The organism is Candidatus Bathyarchaeota archaeon, assembly GCA_026014745.1.
GTDB lineage: Archaea > Thermoproteota > Bathyarchaeia > Bathyarchaeales > Bathycorpusculaceae > Bathycorpusculum.
In genome coordinates this window covers 697,650-714,910 of the sequence record JAOZHS010000001.1, presented here as the reverse complement: position 1 = coordinate 714,910, position 17,261 = coordinate 697,650, and the positions used below count along the sequence as shown (strand labels likewise).

The 17,261-nt window shown below is 48.4% G+C and carries 18 protein-coding genes; 6 read left to right on the top strand and 12 right to left on the bottom strand.

The genetic code is table 11. The features are described 5' to 3' along the window. Nucleotide 1: 1 nt before the first annotated feature. The 12 genes from NWE92_03885 to NWE92_03830 all read right to left on the bottom strand — a co-directional run bounded on the left by NWE92_03885 (nucleotide 2) and on the right by NWE92_03830 (nucleotide 10,989). Entirely contained in the window at nucleotides 2–1,276 is a 1,275-nt protein-coding gene (locus NWE92_03885) for a glycosyltransferase family 2 protein (protein MCW4028768.1), read from the bottom strand. Nucleotides 1,277–1,286: 10 nt separating this feature from the next. Then, entirely contained in the window at nucleotides 1,287–1,661 is a 375-nt protein-coding gene (locus tag NWE92_03880; GenBank protein ID MCW4028767.1) for a hypothetical protein, read from the bottom strand. A 113-nt stretch (nucleotides 1,662–1,774) separates the two neighbouring features. Continuing rightward, nucleotides 1,775–2,380 carry a cytidylate kinase family protein gene (locus NWE92_03875; protein MCW4028766.1) on the bottom strand — a complete coding sequence of 202 codons (606 nt, stop codon included), beginning with the start codon at nucleotides 2,378–2,380 and terminating at the stop codon, nucleotides 1,775–1,777. A gap of 15 nt (nucleotides 2,381–2,395) precedes the next feature. Continuing rightward, nucleotides 2,396–3,322, bottom strand: a complete 927-nt coding sequence (locus NWE92_03870) for an EMC3/TMCO1 family protein (protein MCW4028765.1) — start codon at nucleotides 3,320–3,322, stop codon at nucleotides 2,396–2,398. 186 nt (nucleotides 3,323–3,508) lie between these two features. Beyond that, complete coding sequence (gene secY, locus NWE92_03865) at nucleotides 3,509–4,924, bottom strand: preprotein translocase subunit SecY (GenBank protein ID MCW4028764.1); 1,416 nt, start codon at nucleotides 4,922–4,924, stop codon at nucleotides 3,509–3,511. 8 nt (nucleotides 4,925–4,932) lie between these two features. Next, nucleotides 4,933–5,343, bottom strand: coding sequence for a 50S ribosomal protein L15 (locus NWE92_03860; GenBank protein MCW4028763.1), 411 nt, complete (start codon nucleotides 5,341–5,343; stop codon nucleotides 4,933–4,935). After that, the gene (locus tag NWE92_03855) at nucleotides 5,333–5,779 is read right to left on the bottom strand and encodes an Hsp20/alpha crystallin family protein (GenBank protein MCW4028762.1); all 447 of its coding nucleotides are present in this window, start codon (nucleotides 5,777–5,779) and stop codon (nucleotides 5,333–5,335) included. The genes NWE92_03860 and NWE92_03855 overlap by 11 nt, the downstream gene beginning before the upstream one ends. Nucleotides 5,780–6,064: 285 nt before the next feature. After that, nucleotides 6,065–6,475 carry a toprim domain-containing protein gene (locus tag NWE92_03850; GenBank protein MCW4028761.1) on the bottom strand — a complete coding sequence of 137 codons (411 nt, stop codon included), beginning with the start codon at nucleotides 6,473–6,475 and terminating at the stop codon, nucleotides 6,065–6,067. A 4-nt stretch (nucleotides 6,476–6,479) separates the two neighbouring features. Further along, nucleotides 6,480–7,568 carry a tyrosine--tRNA ligase gene (locus NWE92_03845; GenBank protein MCW4028760.1) on the bottom strand — a complete coding sequence of 363 codons (1,089 nt, stop codon included), beginning with the start codon at nucleotides 7,566–7,568 and terminating at the stop codon, nucleotides 6,480–6,482. A 43-nt stretch (nucleotides 7,569–7,611) separates the two neighbouring features. After that, nucleotides 7,612–9,045 carry a hypothetical protein gene (locus NWE92_03840; GenBank protein ID MCW4028759.1) on the bottom strand — a complete coding sequence of 478 codons (1,434 nt, stop codon included), beginning with the start codon at nucleotides 9,043–9,045 and terminating at the stop codon, nucleotides 7,612–7,614. Nucleotides 9,046–9,415: 370 nt separating this feature from the next. After that, nucleotides 9,416–10,405 carry a hypothetical protein gene (locus NWE92_03835; GenBank protein MCW4028758.1) on the bottom strand — a complete coding sequence of 330 codons (990 nt, stop codon included), beginning with the start codon at nucleotides 10,403–10,405 and terminating at the stop codon, nucleotides 9,416–9,418. Between the two features lie 299 nt (nucleotides 10,406–10,704). Next, nucleotides 10,705–10,989, bottom strand: a complete 285-nt coding sequence (locus NWE92_03830) for a 4Fe-4S dicluster domain-containing protein (protein MCW4028757.1) — start codon at nucleotides 10,987–10,989, stop codon at nucleotides 10,705–10,707. A gap of 157 nt (nucleotides 10,990–11,146) precedes the next feature. Here NWE92_03830 and NWE92_03825 point away from each other — a divergent pair, with 157 nt between their 5' ends. The 6 genes from NWE92_03825 to NWE92_03800 all read left to right on the top strand — a co-directional run bounded on the left by NWE92_03825 (nucleotide 11,147) and on the right by NWE92_03800 (nucleotide 17,211). Continuing rightward, nucleotides 11,147–11,503: a nitrous oxide-stimulated promoter family protein gene (locus tag NWE92_03825; GenBank protein ID MCW4028756.1), complete on the top strand. Its 357-nt coding sequence runs from the start codon at nucleotides 11,147–11,149 to the stop codon at nucleotides 11,501–11,503. Between the two features lie 86 nt (nucleotides 11,504–11,589). After that, a complete protein-coding gene (locus tag NWE92_03820; GenBank protein ID MCW4028755.1) occupies nucleotides 11,590–11,751 on the top strand; it encodes a 30S ribosomal protein S30e in 162 nt (53 codons plus the stop codon). Between the two features lie 85 nt (nucleotides 11,752–11,836). Continuing rightward, the gene (locus NWE92_03815) at nucleotides 11,837–13,429 is read left to right on the top strand and encodes a tRNA uridine(34) 5-carboxymethylaminomethyl modification radical SAM/GNAT enzyme Elp3 (GenBank protein ID MCW4028754.1); all 1,593 of its coding nucleotides are present in this window, start codon (nucleotides 11,837–11,839) and stop codon (nucleotides 13,427–13,429) included. Nucleotide 13,430: 1 nt separating this feature from the next. Then, on the top strand, nucleotides 13,431–14,774 hold the full coding sequence (gene gatD / locus NWE92_03810) for a Glu-tRNA(Gln) amidotransferase subunit GatD (GenBank protein MCW4028753.1): 1,344 nt from the start codon (nucleotides 13,431–13,433) through the stop codon (nucleotides 14,772–14,774). After that, nucleotides 14,771–16,669 carry a Glu-tRNA(Gln) amidotransferase subunit GatE gene (gene gatE / locus NWE92_03805; protein MCW4028752.1) on the top strand — a complete coding sequence of 633 codons (1,899 nt, stop codon included), beginning with the start codon at nucleotides 14,771–14,773 and terminating at the stop codon, nucleotides 16,667–16,669. Before gatD ends, gatE begins: the two co-directional genes overlap by 4 nt. A 14-nt stretch (nucleotides 16,670–16,683) precedes the next feature. Further along, nucleotides 16,684–17,211, top strand: coding sequence for a hypothetical protein (locus NWE92_03800; GenBank protein ID MCW4028751.1), 528 nt, complete (start codon nucleotides 16,684–16,686; stop codon nucleotides 17,209–17,211). Nucleotides 17,212–17,261 lie beyond the last annotated feature (50 nt).

The following is a 17,261-nucleotide window of genomic DNA, read 5'->3' as shown; positions in this document are numbered from 1 at the left end:
TTCAAATATCACTGACTCCTTTTCCTTTATGGTCTGTTTTTTCCCAATCACCCTTTGACTTGCGTCGGACCTTGTCGGATAGCAGGTCAAGGAAGGCTTTGGTGCAGATTAGGGTGTTATAGAAGAAGGAGAAAATCATAAAGGGCGTTAACCATTGGATACGTTTTCGTTCATCCAAATAGGCGCCGATGCCAACTTCAAAGAAGGGAGCAAAATTGCCTACAAAACTGTAGAGCGCTATGGGCACAACAAACCACAACAACCCAGTAACTTGGGAACCGTTAAGAATTAGTAAACCGCCAATCAAAAAGGACAAAACTGTCAGCAGCGGCAGGAAGTAGATGTGTAAGATTAGTATGCCGTCGATTTTTTCTTTTAACTTCATTTTTTTGCTTGACAAAACTTTGAAGGCATGTTTGAAGCAGACTTGCATGTGACCCTTTGCCCACCGATGCCGTTGCCGCCAATACGCACTCCAACTATCCACGGCTTCCTCATAACATTCCGCGTCCGCCACGTAACGAATTTTGTAGCCCTCTCGATACAGATGGAAAGTCAAATCGGTATCCTCAGTAAGCATGGACTCATCAAATCCGCCAAAGCCTTCAAGGGCGCTACGTCTAAACCCCCCTACCGTTCCACCGAACTGCGGCACCAACCCTAAAACGTCGCGCGCTTCCTCATCAACTCGATAACCGCCGATGCGTTCCAACGTTACTAAACGGGTTACGAGGTTTTGTGGCTCATTTAAGACGACGGGGCGCCCCTGCACTGCACCTACTTTTGGGTCTGAAAATTTCTCTACGAGGCGGCTTACTAAGTCGGGGTGGGGAAGGTAGTCGGCGTCGAAACAGAGCACGATTTCTCCGCTTGATTGTTTTAGGCCAGCGTTCATGGCTGCGGCTTTTCCTTTTGCGCTGTCTTTGCCATTTCTATGTAGCACCCGAATGAAGGAGTATTTTTTGGCGTATTGGTCAGCGATGATGCCTGTGTCGTCGGTTGAGCCGTCATTTATTAGAAGAATGTCGAGTTTTTCTTTAGGATAAATTAATTGCGCCATGTTCTGAAGCAGCTTGCTGACCACTTTTTCCTCGTTGTGTGCGGGAATAAGCACTGTGACAGTGGGTTGAAACGAGAGTGTCGATTTATTGGCTGATGATTTGCTGTTTTTTGCCCTGCGCAGTACCGTGATTGTGAAGAGGTAGTGACGAATTAGGTAGAGGCTGATTATTGAAGCTGAGAAAACAAAGAAGCCGGTTAAGATTTGGATAATCATTTTGTTGCCTCTAGTTGGGGGTTACTTGATATTTTGGTAGATAACTCAGGGTTAGGGAACAAAAGGGCACTATCCACATGAGGGTAAGGAGGGGATAGATGAGGGTGAATAAGGCGTCAAAGGTTATTCCAAAGTAACTGTAACCCGTTAACTGTATGTAGTGGAAGAACAGGTTCCACAAAAACCCCAAACCGTTACCTATAGTTAACAGTCCTGCCTTCTGTATGGGGCTGCCGTTAAGTAGGAAAAACAGCGAAATAAAAAAGGCGTTAAAAAGCAGCATTGAAGCGGTTGAAGTTATATTGATATAGCGATATGAAGCAAAGTTGCAGATGATGATTAAAGCTGCAAATATGCTCAGAGCTAATCCGCAGATAATTTTCATTGATCCCCCTTCCCCATCGTAACGTTTGATTGATTAAAAGAAGCTAAATTGGAGGTATTTTAATGCCTCAGTAATAATAAAATAGAAGTAAATTCTATAACAATTCTACATTTCTAAACGGTTTGACTCGAAAAAAGCACGTTATCAATCACGCGACACAGAGTCTCAAAAACGTCATTTGCCGTCAAATTATCAGTATCTAAAACCAAATCAAACGGCTCAAAATCCTCATCCAAAACAAAGCCATAGAGGTTCTTGTAGATAGTTTTTGTGTGGGCTTCTTTTTCTTTCAGCACCTTAAAGGCTTCCTCAACAGTCATCTTGTCTCGTTGAGCCACCCGCGCTGCACGTTTCTCCAATGAAGCCAGCAACCAAATTTTAAAACTGCCACCTTTAAGCAGCCAAGGCATAGTCCAACTATCAAGAAGAACGTTACCTTGTGAGGCGTATTCTAAGAGTTTATCGTCCACTGCCTTGTCAAATTTGGGGTTGTTGACTCTTTCGCCGAGAAACTTTAAGCCTTCAGGGCTCTCCCACCAGCCTTCAACGGAAGCGTTGTAGCCTTCGGCTTGAGCTAAAGCCTTGAGTGCGTCACCACCTGAATAGTAGGCTAAGTTATATTTTTGGGCAAGCCGCTTGGAGAGAGTGCTTTTGCCAGTTCCCGCCATGCCCGATATGCAGATTACTGTTTTTTTGCAGGGGAGATTTTGCTTTTCCACTATATTCACCCTGCATTATCGCTGCTCGATAGGCATCACGCCGATGAGACGTTGTGCAAGTAACCCTAAGAACAATGAGCATATTGGATACCAGTAGAAGACTGGAACTGGACCAAATCCGGGGATGTACGCCATTGAGGTACTGCCGAAGGTTGGTGTCAACACCAAGAACCAGACGAAGAGGTATAGGAAGGAAATACCGAATTGCACCATTTGAGGTTTAAGCATTTTCTGTTGCATCGCGTTGATTTGGGATTGGCGTTTCTTGAGTTTCTCCATTTGTTTCTTGTCGTTGGCTCTTGCTGCCGCCATGGTTTCAGTGCGGTATTCAGCCATTTCTTTTTGCATAACACGGTACTGTTCCCAACCGACAAAGTAACCAATCAATAACCGGTTAATTACGGTGTTCAACGCAGCAATGCCTGCAGCTATGAATAAAACGATTATCGCCGCCGTCATGGAGGTGATTTCAAGGTTAGAGGTTATGTTTGTGGTATATTCGGGCGAGTTAAGACCAGCTGAACTGGTGGTTTGATTGCCGCCTAAAGTCCAAGAGTAGCTTCCAGCCACTTGAGGGTTTAAGGCTTCAAAAGTAAATACGAGTTGTTGCCCTGGAGGTAACCCATCGCCTGAACCAACCATTAAGATGGCGTCATTTTGGATGGTTATATTCCAGTTTTGCGACGCAGGTTGTTGAGTGATGACTACATTTTTTACGTTAGTGTACCCGGCTGGTATGGAGAGTTTTGCGTCGCCAAGATTAGCTTGCCCATTGTTGCTGATGGTAACAGTGTATGTGGTAGCTTCTGAAACTCCTGCGCTTTGACCAATTATGGATGCTTGGAAACTTAGCGCGCCCTGCCCAGTTACTGGTCCAATGGCTAAGGCAACTGCTGAAAGCATCACCATCGCGAATACCAATAGAGCAACAATTTTCTTCAAACTTCATTCGTCCTCATTAATTATTTAGCAGCCATCACTGTTTCACGTTGTGCGTAGCGTATCTTGTTTGCTCACGTTAATAACCGTTACCACTTCCCCGCGGGCATAGTCGAGAAGAACAATACAGAAAAACAAGCAAAAACGGGAAAAAAGAAAGAAAAAGCTGCGTTTGCAGCGTCAGGTAGGCTATTCGCCTAGGATTCTTCTGAATGCGGGGAACATTTCTGCGGCGCGCTCCCTCATCAGCAACTCGTAGTATTGATACACGATGCCGACGGAAAGCAAGATGCCTGTTCCTGAACCGTATACGCCTAGGAAGTCGGAGAATCCAGCTATGACACCGACGAGTATACCGCCAAGCACTGTAACGACGGGGATGTAGCGTTTGAGTATGGCTTCGATGGGTCGTCCGCTGCGTCTGTAGCCTGGGATTTGCATGCCGCTGTCCATGAGTTGTTGGGCGACTTTCTTGGGTCCTAAACCGCCGACTTCCAGCCAGATGAGCGAGAATATGGCGCAGAAGATCACTATGACGACGAGGTAGATGACAGCGCGTAGTGGGTCTAGGGCGACGCCTTGAATGTTGCGCGGGGCAGTGACGAAGTATGCTAGTCCGCCTACGGGCGAGACGTTATTGCTAGTAGCGTTGTAACTGAAGTCACCAAATATCTGGAAGAACAGATTCGTGCCGGGTTCCGGTCTGCCGAATTGGCTCCAGAGCAGTTGCGCAAAGAAGTAAACGTTTGCGAACAGCGCGGAAGCGAAGATGACTGGCAGGTTGCTGACGTACATGAGTTTGATTGGGTATCTGCTGCGGAAGCCTTTGTAGCCTGCATAGCTCATGGGTAGCTCAATTCTAACGCCCTGTAGGTAGATTACTACTAGGAAGACTGCGATGGTTGCGATTAGGCCGATTAGTGAGGGGTAATATCCGGATATGTCACCGAACACCCAGTCCATAAGGGAACGTTGACCATCAAGGTAGCTTTGTAATCCGCCGACGAATAGGCCTGTGGGTGGCGAGAAGGTTGACCAGAGGATTGTTTGGGCGACACCTGCCATGATGAAGAGGCTGATTCCACTGCCTAGGCCCCAGCCTTTCTGGACAAGTTCATCCATTAACATAACAACTATGCCTGCGGCTATCAACTGCAAGAATATTATCAGCGATACGGGTCCAGAAATGCTTCCATACATGCCGCTAAGGATGTAGGCACCTGCTTGGACACCGGTTAAGACGATTGTGAAGACTTTGCTTGCTGAGGTAAAGAGACCTCTGTCTTCAGGTTTTGACATATCACATTGAATGATGCCGGAGCCTGCGAGTAACTGGAGAATTAAACCCGCCGTGACGATAGGCCCAATGCCTAGCTCCATGAGGGTGCCCTGGTTAGAGGCAAAGATGACACGTAGGGCCCCAAAGTTATCTTGGGCAGACTGCTCAATCCCATAGAGTGGGATTTCAGTCATAACCAAGAAAACAACTAGGACAAGAGCAGTCCAGAAGATTTTTTCGTTAAAGCTTACTTTGCGTTCAGGCTTTTTAATTTCAGGTAAAACTCGGCCTATTGGTTTGAAGAGGCTGAGGAATCTTCCGGCCATGTAACAGGTTACTCTCCGTTAGCTTGCGAACTCTTAATTTCTCCACCTACAGCTTTAACCTTTTCAGCTGCAGATTTAGAGAAAGCCTCAACTTCTATGGTTAAGGGTTTGGTGAGTTTACCTGTGCCTAAAAGCTTGGTGTAACCGAGTTCGGTTAGGTTGATGCTTTTGCCTTGTGCCATTTGGTCAAGTTTGCTCAGGTTGATTACTTTTACTGTACGATGGAGACTTTGAGGTGACGTGAAACCATGTTTCCCGAAGTAATTGGGTTCACTGGTTACAATTTTGCTCCATAAGTGTTTGTGGCGTCCGACTTTTCGGTTACCCTTACTGCCGCTGTCTCGGTGTTGACCGATTCTTCCGTAACCTATTGTACGTGTGCCTCTGAATTTCCTAATTTTTCTAAGTTTATGTGGCATTTTGGTCCGCTTCTTTCCCTATTGTTTCAGCTTTTCTAAGTCTAATCTCAAGCACGCCGTTCTTGTATTTGGTGTGCATTGCGTTTGGAATCACTACTTTCGGCAAATTTAAACTTTTATAGTATCGACGTTCCTTCGATTTTGCCGACAGCGTAAGTTTCTGATCTTTCACATGTATTTTGAGTGTTTCCCTATTAAACCCTGCTATTTCTGCGACAACAGTTATATAATTATTTTCTTGAAAAATATCGATCAGTGGTTTTTGGTCCTCTTTAGCTTTGGCGTAGCTTTTTGAGGGACGAAAACTTGCATGAAGGGGAACCGATTTAGACCGATCCCTAGTCTGGGAAACTTGAGTTTTTCGAGGTTTAGGTGAACTGCTACTAATATCTAACCATTTTCGATTCTTAATGGAACGTTTCCATCTTGCACTCATTTAATTTTCCCCCTCCGAATAACTAACGAAGTTCTCCACAGACATTATAAAACATATCGCACAGAAAGGAAACTAAAACACCTAAAAACCAGAAGCAACTGCCCCCCGCACATGTGCAACTTTGGCGGACAACTGGCAGCCTAAAAACAGTCAAACCCACTTAATCATCATCGAATGGCAGGGCAACCCAACATTTATTGCCATTTACCCCGCCTATTTGACTAAAAAAGTTCAAAGACCCCAAAAGCAACATGCACCTGAATGTTTTCACGCCTCTTTGGGAGGTCACGCAATTTTTTGTTGCAACGTACATAGATAGGCAGGTAAACTTTCGATGCACTGCACCTCACGCCCCACCAACGCATGCAATTCATGCCAAAACCTCACGTTAACCTTAATTTTTTGCCGTTCCAGTTCCTGCTGTAGCCGTTTGCTGCCTTCTTTGCCGCGACGGTCAAAATCCAACAGCAAAACAACCTCAGCCACGCCAAGCGCCTCTAACTCGGCGGCGGCTTCAAGAAAGGATTTACCGCCTGTCTTCACCGTCAGAACCGCGCCATTTATGCCTAATTCGTGGAGGGCTTCGGCGTCTTTTTTGCCTTCCACCACAATCAAGGTACTCTTTGCTGATACCTCTGCGAGTTTGGCAAGGAGTAGCTGGATTTTTTCTGCGCGGTCTTTTAGGTGGCTTGACACGGCGTTAACGGGTGATTTTGGCTTTGCGAACAGTTTCTAGGCAGTCGTTGGCTTCACTGTTGTTGGCGAAGTAGCGGCGGACGGGTTCAAGGATGGTTGCGAGTTCTGCTGCGACTCCGTTTTTGAGGTCCATAGGATGCAGTTTACCCTCCGCATAGCAGGTTTCGAGTTCTTGGAAACTGTGGAATTGCGCGTTGCCGCCGAATTTGGCTGGGCGCTCGATGGTAAAGCTGTCTTTTTCGCGGAAGATTATGTATTTACATATGTCCAGTATAGGGTTGAATTTGATGATGCGCTCAGGACAAAACGCGCGACTCATTTTTTGTTTGATCTCTTCGGGAGTATCGTAGATAAATATGCATGTTTGAGGTTTACTCTTAGACATCTTCGCTGACGCAACAGCTTCACGTTCCTGCCCCTCTGGAATAGGCCAAATGGCAGGTTTCTCTAGCCCCTGAAGGAGGTGGTGGTGGACGCAGGAGGGTTTCCAGTATCCGAGTCTTTCGCCAATTTCGCGCCCGACCATGTTGGCTTTGCGTTGGTCCATGCCTAACTGGCAGATTTTGACTTTAAGCTGGAATATGTCGGCAACTTGCATGGGGGTATAGAGAAAGTCCGATACATAGTGGGCTTCGCCTTCTTTGCGGCCGGCGATTTCGAGGGTTCGGGTGGTTCGGGCGATAGTCATGTTTTTTGCTATGTTCATGGTTTTTGCCCAGAAAGTAAGGTCATTGTATAATTCGTCTGAGTAGATGAATTCTACTTTGTCCGCAGGGACGCCCAGTGCAATCCAACTATGACGGAAGAGGTCAGCGGCTTTGCGTATAAGCGTGAGGTCGCCGCCGAGTTTATTGTTGAGGTAAGCGTGCCAGGTTGCAAGGAACACCTTAAAATGTACGCCTGCTTCCACGAAATCCTTCATTTTGTAACCGCACATAACGCCAGTGCCCAAATGGACTAGCCCTGAGGGTTCAAAACCGTTGTAGGCGATGGGGTGCTCGTCAGTTTCTAGTAGTGCCCGTATGTCTTCTGGTGTGACTACTTCTTCGGTGGGCGGTCTACAGATAAGCTCTATTTTGCGTTCTAAATCCAAACCTTGTCAGCTCGATTCTGATAGCCTAATAAGAACTACGAATTTAAGAATTTACTTCCCCGCAGAGAGGTACATGACGGATCTTTTTTGAAGCCAACGCAACAGCCGCAACAGCTACAGCCAGCAAAGCAAGATAGCAGGGGGTAATTTCGGGCACCGTCGGAGATGACGTTGGGGACGCCGTGAGGGGCGCGGTTTTGGATAGGAAAATCCATTGTTTGTAGGTGGTGGAATCGTACTTCCAAGTATAGTAACCCTCTAAACGGGTGCCCACCAACCCAAACCCGCCATCTGAGGTGGGAAATAGTGCGCGGGTCAGGTCAAGGGTTTCGCCGTAGGTTTGTCGCCATTCAACGTTGTTGTTTGCATCCAGCTTGGCTAAGGTTGTGTTAATTGAAGAAAAAGTGGGAAGAAAAGAAAGCGGCTGCGTTTGGACCATCAGGTAACCGCCATCGGCTGTTGGGGCGCCTAAGTTGAAGGGGCTTGTGTCTGGGTAGGTTTTGTTGGCAATCACGTTGTCGTCGGCGTTTACGAATAGAATGGAGCCTACCGATTGGTTTTCCACTCGAGCAAACCCAACCCAGAGATACGCGTCGTCGTGTCCTTTAAAGAAGGTGCTAAAGTAGGAGCGGCTGTCAGTTAAGTGGTTGACGTAGGTCAGGTCGCCTTCAGAGTTTAGTTTAAAAAGGTAGTAGCCGCCCAAGCTCCCCGCCAACAAGTAACCGTCGGGGGTTTGTTCAGCGTAGTAGATTTGGGCATACGTGTCATTTTGCCCAAATCGGTAGATTTTTTGCCATTGCTCTTTACCTGAAGCATCCACTTTAACTACCCAGCCGAATTCGCCTGAGTTTAGGGTGCCAGCCAACAAATAACCGCCATCACTGGTGGCAATTACTTGGGATAATGCAGCGTTGATGGGTATAATGAAGCTGTAGTTTCCGCCGTTACCGGGGTTGTAGGTTTTGTGCCACAAAACGTTGCCGTCTGCATCGGTTTTTAGGAGAAAGAAAACCGTGAGTTTGCCGTTTGTTATGATGACGCCGCCCTGTCCAAAATTATATACCCAAGTTTCGGTTCCTGCAACAACATAGCCGCCGTCGACTGTTTGGAATACGGCGTTTGCGCCAGACGAGTCAACTGCGGGATTTTGTGACCCCGAAAGGACATAGCGTCCGTTGGAGTCTATGATTAATTGGGGGTTGCCGCCAGTTTGGGTGACGTAGTTTTTTTGCCACTCTAACTTGCCAGCTGAGTCGGTTTTTATGAGGGTGGCGGAATGGTTGGTGTAGGGTTCAATGGAGGCAACAAAGTCGGCGCGGGTTCCCACGATGGCGTATCCTTGGTCGCTGGTTTGGATTGCCATAACTCCGTTGAGGTAACCGTAAGTGTTTTCCCACTGCAACACAGGAGGCGTAGCTGAGGCGTATTTTAGGGGTGCAACAAACGTTGCGACTGAAATGAGTAAAAACAAGCTCAAGACGACTTTGCGGCGCATAAAGGGGAGACTGTTTGTGTTCTTATATAGCTTACTTGAATCCAAAAGGAGGTTAATCCAAACGTTTAGGAAAAAAGCAGATCAATTTTTTGCGGGCGGTTTGTCTCCCAACGTAACCTAACACTTAACCGCATAGCTGAGCGCTGCTTTTAGCTTGGCTAAGTTCTCTCGGCGTGGGAATTTGTGCCCGACCTCACCTGTTCCATAATTGGGTGGAACTCGATCGTCATAGGTGCAAGATTTGTGTTTCTTGGGTTCCTCTGTTGAGTCCGTCGTTATGGGTGCTCAATTTCGGCAAGGCATATAAAAAAGAACAAAAGCAGAATTTATCTACTTCCCCCAGCCAAGCGCGTTAATTTGTTCCAGCGTCCTGAATAGGAAAAATCTTTTTGGCCAGCCTCAAAGCCAAACTGGGAGTAGGATGATACTGCAGATGCCGAGGACCTAAATCCACGTATTGGTCAAACTCTTCTCGCGTCATTTCAATATTTTTTAGAAAACCGTTAAGGACCGTTTCGGGGCAAACCTCGTTGGGTTCTTCTTGGAGTTTGCGCAGAGCGTCTTCACGAGTCATAAACCCAGCCATAACATACCGTGCATAAGTGAGCCGTTTAATGTCTAGGGAGGGGAAGCGGCGGTTGTGGATGTATTTTTGGATTGCATGAATCGTACAGTCCATATGCTCCGAATCGTCAGGAGCGGTCCAGCCTAGTTCGCTACGTATAGTATCTTGCATAACGTTGTAGTCCCAATCCACATAGCTTGCAAGGTTAAAGTACGCATATGAAGACAGGCGCTTCTGTCCAGAGAGCAGAAACATCAAATAACCCAGTTTGCGCTCAAAACTTGCGCCCCGCTCGCAGAGTCTTTTGCATTCATGAGCAATGGGTTCACCTTCGAGCACCCGCTTTACGTGGGCTGGGTCGCCGCCTTGGAACATTTCGCGGGCAAGCGGCAACTCCGTGCGCATGGAGCTACCCTTGATTATGAGCGGAACCCGATACATTTCAGCGACGCGAAAAGTGGACATCTGAATTGCACGCATACAAACAGAACAGAACCAACCAGTTTTCTTGATGAATAGCGCGAAGAGTTTGTTGGTCAATTGGGGGTCTAAGCGGTAATATATGTGCTCAACGCCTAAGGTTCGGCAGGATTTTTCGATGTTATGTTTTGCATGTTCAGAAAGGTAACCTATGTCTAACGTGTATGCCAAACATTTTAAACCGAGTTTTTGTCGAGCTATGTATAGCACGTAGCTGCTGTCTTTGCCGCCTGAGAGGGGAATTAGAGCGTCGAATTCTTTATGCTTATTTTTTGCGGCTTGACAAATCTGACCCAAAACCTTCTGTTTCTGTTCTTTCTCTACGTTCCAGTTGCCCCACCACTTGTTATATTCATTACAAACTGAGCAAACCCCTTGGTTGTCAAAACTTATCCTTGGGAAAGAACTGGACAAAACACAATGAGCACAAATCTGCATAGAACCCATAAACCCTCAACAACCCGAGACTTAGAAGTAGTCTTAAGCTCACATTGTTGCTAAGAAAGCTCTAAGTTGAATATGTAAAAAGCGACTTTTATACCTGACGAAACAATGCTAACCAAACGGTAGCCACAGCGCAGATGATGTTTGTTGCGCTATTGCGTGCCCCTTTTGAGTTTCTTGATTAGTGCTTCGGTTTTTTCTTCGTCAGGATGCGAGATAGCGCCGACAGGGCAGATGTCTTCGCAGCCGCGGCAAAACACCACGCAACGGTTAGGGATAACTTCGGTTTGTTTTTTGCCCTTAACTTCTACGGTTTTAAAGGCGTGCATATGACAGAAATCTACGCATTTTCCGCAGCTAACACATTTTTGACTGTCAATTTTTGGGTCCCAAGGAATTTGATCTCGAGGTATACCTTCGTATGAATCTTCGCTCACTGCATCCACCATCAAGAGTAGGCTAAATAATTATGAAAAAGCAATGAGCGTTGTTTGAAATAAAGGGTTCGCCAATAAGAAACAAAATTCTCCAAAAACCCGTAAATTTTAGGGCAAACCCTTATGTGAACACAACCCCATCTTAAAGCGAAGAAGCATGAAGCCTCAACCGCCTAACCCAACCCACAAACGAATGAAACGGGAAAAGAAAACCATCGGTTACATGACCCAAATCTACTGCAAAGGCCACCACGGCACCCAAGGCGAACTATGCCCCGAATGTCAAGAATTCCAAGCCTACGCGTTTATGCGACTAGACAAGTGCCCGTTTCAGGAGAAGAAAACTACTTGCGGCAAATGCATCATCCACTGCTACCGTCCCGACATGAAACAAAAAGTCAAAGCCGTCATGCGTTACTCGGGTCCCCGATTGCTAATTTATCACCCCACCTTGGCGTTGCATCATGCTTGGGATGCGCATCGAAAGCCGCCTCACCTCGACAAATCCGCTTAGCCTCGGTGTTTTATTGGAGACTGCTTAGGCGGGCTAGGTAAGGTTTAAGTGTAACATTCATGCTTTATGTGGCAAGGTGAAAAAATATGCCAACTCACGGATCACTCTCCAAAGCTGGAAAAGTAAGGTCTCAAACCCCTAAAATCCAAGCTCAAGAGAAGACTTCTCCAAGCCCCAAAAACCGCAGCCGACGCAACTACGAAAAACGCGTCCTGTTGCAGCGGAAAGTAGGGCAAAACTGGATGTAAGCACCACTCTTTTTCTTGTAATCTTTTTGTTTAGTCAGCTTAGTTTATTTATTTGTAAACTCAACCTATCTTCGGTACGCCAAGTTTGACTAACAACGTTGCTCTGCGAGAAATCATCGCCACTCTACTTTCTATGTCATCGCCCACGCGAGACGATGTTAACCGCCTCAAAATCAAAACCGCCGCAAAATACCGCCTCCCCGCCGTCCCCGCCAACGCAGACATAATCGCCAACCTAACCCCAAACGAAGCAAAACAACTACTGCCACTTCTGCGAAGAAAAACCACACGTACCATCAGCGGCGTCACCGTCGTCGCCACCATGACCAAACCCTACCCGTGCCCGCAGCCTGAACCCTGCGCGTATTGCCCCGGCGGACCCACAACTGGCAGCCCACAGAGCTACACAGGATACGAACCAGCCGCGCTCCGAGGTACACAGAACAACTTTGACCCCTATGAGCAGGTACAAAACCGCATCCGTCAACTCACCGCGATTGGACATAAAGTGGACAAAGTCGAATTAATCGTGATGGGCGGAACCTTCCCCGCCACTCCAAAGGAATACCAAACTTGGTTTATCCAACGCCTCCTAGACGCCATAACAGGCAAAACCTCAGCCAACATAGAGGAAGCGAAAGCCAACGCTGAAGTCAGCTCCACCCGCAATGTCGGCATCACCGTAGAAACCCGTCCGGACTGGGCCAAGCAACCCCACATCGACGCCATGCTGGACATGGGAGTTACCAGACTTGAACTGGGAGTGCAGAACCCCGATGATGACATTTACCGTTTGGTGGGACGAATACACACAGTCGCAGACGTGGTGGAGGCAACGCGTATCGCCAAAGACGCAGGGTTAAAAATTGTGTACCACATGATGCCCGGCATGCCCGGCTCCAACCCGCAGAAAGATTTGGCGGCGTTTAAGCGAATCTTCACCGATCCCGCGTTTAAACCTGATATGATAAAAATTTATCCCTGCCTCGCCATCGCAGGCACCAAAGCACATGAATGGTACCAACAGGGCACCTACACGCCTTACACGACCGAAGAAGCCACTAATATCATCGCCGAAATCAAAAAAAGCATCCCCCCATGGGTACGCGTTATGCGTGTGCAACGCGACATTCCGGCACGCCTGATTTTGGCAGGAGTAAAACGCAGCGATATACGGGAGTTGGCGCAGAAAAAACTCAAAGAACAGGGGGGACAGTGCCGGTGCATTCGTTGCCGCGAAGTGGGGCATCGTATGGCAGTTGAAAAGGTCCACCCGGATCTGGAAAAAGTCAAAATTTTAACGCAACGCTATGAGGCATCAGGGGGCACGGAACTGTTTATTTCTGCCGAAGACCCCGAAAATGACGTTCTCTTGGGCTATTTGCGCATGAGGGCACCATCCCCCAAGGCGCACAGACCCGAAATCACCGAGGTCCCCTCAGCCATCGTACGGGAACTTCACGTTTACGGGCAACTTGTACCTGTAGGCAAACATTCGAAGACCGCGTGGCAGCACAAAGGATATGGCGCTGAGCTCTTGGCTGAGGCAGAACGGTTAGCGAAGGCGGAGTTTGGCTTCAAAAAGCTTTTAGTCATCAGCGCACTAGGAACAAGGAGATATTACATGCGTTTCGGGTACGAACGCGACGGAGTTTACGTTTCAAAGAGGCTAAAATAAGTTGAGTGAACTGCAAGATTCTGGTTATCGGGGCGAGGCACTACGCCTACTACAAGCCGCCGACTGCAACGTTGGCGACATCCTAAAAATCATCAGCAAAGGCAAAACCTACGAAGGCATCCTCATCCCACGCAGCGGAGAAGGCACCGCGATTATCATCAAAATGAAAAGCGGCTACAACATCGGCATCCAACCTGCCCCCGACGTAAAAGTTGAGAAAGTCGGGTTAGGCTCCAAACCCACCTTTGCTGCGCCGCCGCTGCCTAAACAGAACCCCAGCCTGCCCCATGTGGTTATAATGAGCACGGGCGGAACCATCGCGAGCCGCGTTGACTACCGTACAGGCGCCGTCCGCTCCGCCATGTCCGCAAGCGACCTCTACGGCGTCGTCCCAGAACTCGCCGACGTAGCCTTAGTCGACACCGAAATCGTTTATAGTATTTACAGCGAGAACCTGACGCCTAAAAACTGGACTGAACTCGCCCAAACAGTTGCCAAACGCATTGAGGCAGGCGTTGACGGCGTGGTGGTTGCACATGGCACTGACACCATGGCATACACTTCTGCGGCGCTCAGTTTTGCGCTTCAAAACCTCCCTGTCCCTGTCATATTGGTCGGCGCCCAGCGTTCCTCAGACCGCCCTAGCAGCGACGCAGCCACCAACCTCATCGGCGCCGTTAAAGCCGCGGGTGAAGGACCCTTTGCCGAAGTCGGCTTAGCCATGCATCAAACCACCTCCGACACCGCAATCATCGTGCATCGAGGCGTAAAAGTACGCAAATGCCACACCAGCCGCCGAGACACCTTCAAATCCATCAACGGCTTCCCCATCGCCAAAGTCCAAAACCTCCAAGTCACCATGGAAACCGACCGATACCAACGCCGCGAGCCCAACAAAAAACTGGTCCTCAAACCCGACTTCTGCGACAAAGTTGCCCTCATCAAATTCCATCCAGGACTGGACCCAGCCGTCATCGACTTCTACGTTGACCGCGGCATGAAAGGCATCTTACTTGAGGGTTCAGGGTTGGGGCATGTGAGTAAATTTTGCTTTGACGCCATCAAACGTGCCACCAGCAAAGGCGTCGTTGTCGCGTTGGCGTCTCAGTGTATTTGGGGACGGGTTGACATGGACGTTTACGACACTGGCCGCGACTTACAATCATTTGGCGTGGTGCCGCTCGATGACATGTTCCCTGAAACTGGATTAGTGAAACTTATGTGGTCTTTGGGTCAAACAAGCGACCCCAAAGAAGCCATCAAACTGCTCAAAACTAACGTTGCAGGCGAATATATGCCCCGCACATTGCCACAGGACAAAATTGTTGAAGGAGCCCAACCATGACCATCGACTATGTCAAAGTCGGCTTAAAAGTCGGCTTAGAAATCCACCAGCAACTGAACGTAAACAGCAAACTCTTCTGCAGTTGCCCCCCTGAACTCTTCAAAGAAGAACCCGAAATCACCTTTCTCCGACGCCTTCGACCGACTCAGAGCGAGTTGGGACAGGTGGATCCTGCAGCATACTTTGAGTTCCAAAAAGGCGTGCGCATTCTCTATGAAGCTAACCACAAAAGCTCTTGCCTAGTCGAAATGGATGAAGAACCACCCCACCCAATCAACATAGACGCCGTCAAAGTTGTCCTCACCGCCTCTTTGATGATGAATATGCAACCCGTCGACGAAGTGCACGTCATGCGCAAAACCGTCATCGACGGCAGCAACACCACTGGCTTCCAGCGCACATGCACCCTTGCTCTTGACGGCTGGATTAAAGTCGGCGAAAAAACCATTCCCATGCAGGCAGCCTTCCTTGAGGAGGATGCAGCCCGCAAAACTGGGACTCAGGATGAGGGCAAAACCATCCGTTACCGCATCGACCGATTAGGCATTCCACTTATCGAAGTCGCCACCGCACCCGTCATCTACTCGCCTCAAGAAGCGCAAGAAGTCGCGTTTGCCATCGGCAGAATACTCCGCGACACAGGCAAGGTCATGCGTGGCTTGGGTACGATTCGCCAAGACCTCAACGTCTCTATACCCAACGGAACCCTTATCGAAATTAAAGGCGTACAGGAACTTGAATTAATCTCAACAGTCGTCGATTACGAGGTTCAACGTCAACTAAACCTGGTTGCAATCAAAGAAGAACTCGCAAAAAGAGGCATCACCCCCACCTCACTAAAAGCAGAGTTCGTTGACGTCACAAAACTATTCCAAGCAACCAAAAGCAAAGTCATCCGCAAAGCTGTGGACAAAAAGCAAAAAGTCCTCGCCGTCAAACTCTCAGGCTTCAACGGCTTAACGGGACGCGAACTTATGCCAGGCTTCCGTTTAGGCAGCGAACTATCGGATTACGCCAAATTCTGGGGCAGAGTCGGCGGCATATTCCACACCGACGAAGTACTAGCAAATTATGGCATCACCCCCGAAGAGGTAAAAGCCTTGCGGGAATTAGTTGGCGCCAGCGAAGGCGACGCAGTGGTTTTCGTAGCTGATACAGCTGAAAACACTCACGACGCCTTGAAAGCTGTGGTTGACCGGGCACAAGTTGCCTGTACAGGTGTCCCGCAGGAGACGCGTACCGCCAAAGACGACGGTACAACACGCTATATGCGTCCCCGACCGGGAGCAGCCCGCATGTACCCCGAAACTGACATCCCCTCGCAGGCCATCACGGAAGAACTCGTGCAACAAATCAAAGCCAACCTACCCGAACCAGCAGACAAAAAACTAACCCGCCTCATCAAAGAATACAGCCTCAACGAAAAACTCGCCAAGCAACTCATCGACTCCGAATACATCACCATCTTTGAAGAAACAGCCAAAGCCAGCGGTACACCCGCCTCAACCATTGCTGCGTTTCTAACCGAAACCGTGAAGGCACTCAAACGCGACGGCGTTCCAACTGAAAACGTCACCGACGAACAAATCAGCGCAATCTTTGCAGCAGTCGGTGCAGGAGAACTCGCCAAAGAAGCCACCGCAGACGTATTCAGTTGGCTATCAAAGAACGAAGGCAAAACCGTAGCAGATGCCACCGCAGCTTTAGGTCTTAAGATGTTCACTGAAGCGGATTTGGCGCCCATAATTGACCGGATCGTCGCATCCAATAAAGCCCAAATCGAAAAACTGGGCAAGGGCGCGTTTGGCATGCTGATGGGCGCTGCAATGAAGGAAGTTCGCGGTAAAGCCAACCCTGAACTCGTCAGCAAACTCCTCAAAGAGCGGCTCAACTAACCTACCTTTATTTTTTGCCGCAAATCCTAAAAGCTATCAGCGCCAGCTATACCCATAAAGAGGCAACCACTATGAAACGCATCGAAGCCCGCATCAAAACCCCCTTTGGCGAAGTAGTCATCGAAGGTCAAACCCCCCAAGAAATACTTGACATGCTGCAAAGTGTCCCCGAAGACTTTGTGGAAAAACTAGGCGATTTCGTTTCTAACCGCTTGACCCCCTCAGGCGCTCAACTCAAAGGCATCGTCGAACCAACCACCGAGGGGCCCGTGATTGTAACCCGCGAAAAACTCACCCATTACGAGGATGTCGGATTGATTTTGTACGCATCGGATGACAAGAAAAACACGGCAGCGCAAGTGCAGAAGTTACTGGAATCCAGCGGCATAAAGAGCATGGTGCCTGCGCGCCTCAACGAAATGACCAAACGCGGCCAAGTTTTCAAGCCTGACCCAAGCAAACCCGAGTTTAAACTTACCATTCAGGGCGAGAAGTGGGTAGAAGAGGATGTGCTCTCTAAAATTCGAGGCAAAATGAGCTAAACCGCTTAGCTTCCGTTGGCGAGGTAATGCAAAAAACCTTATTACCAACG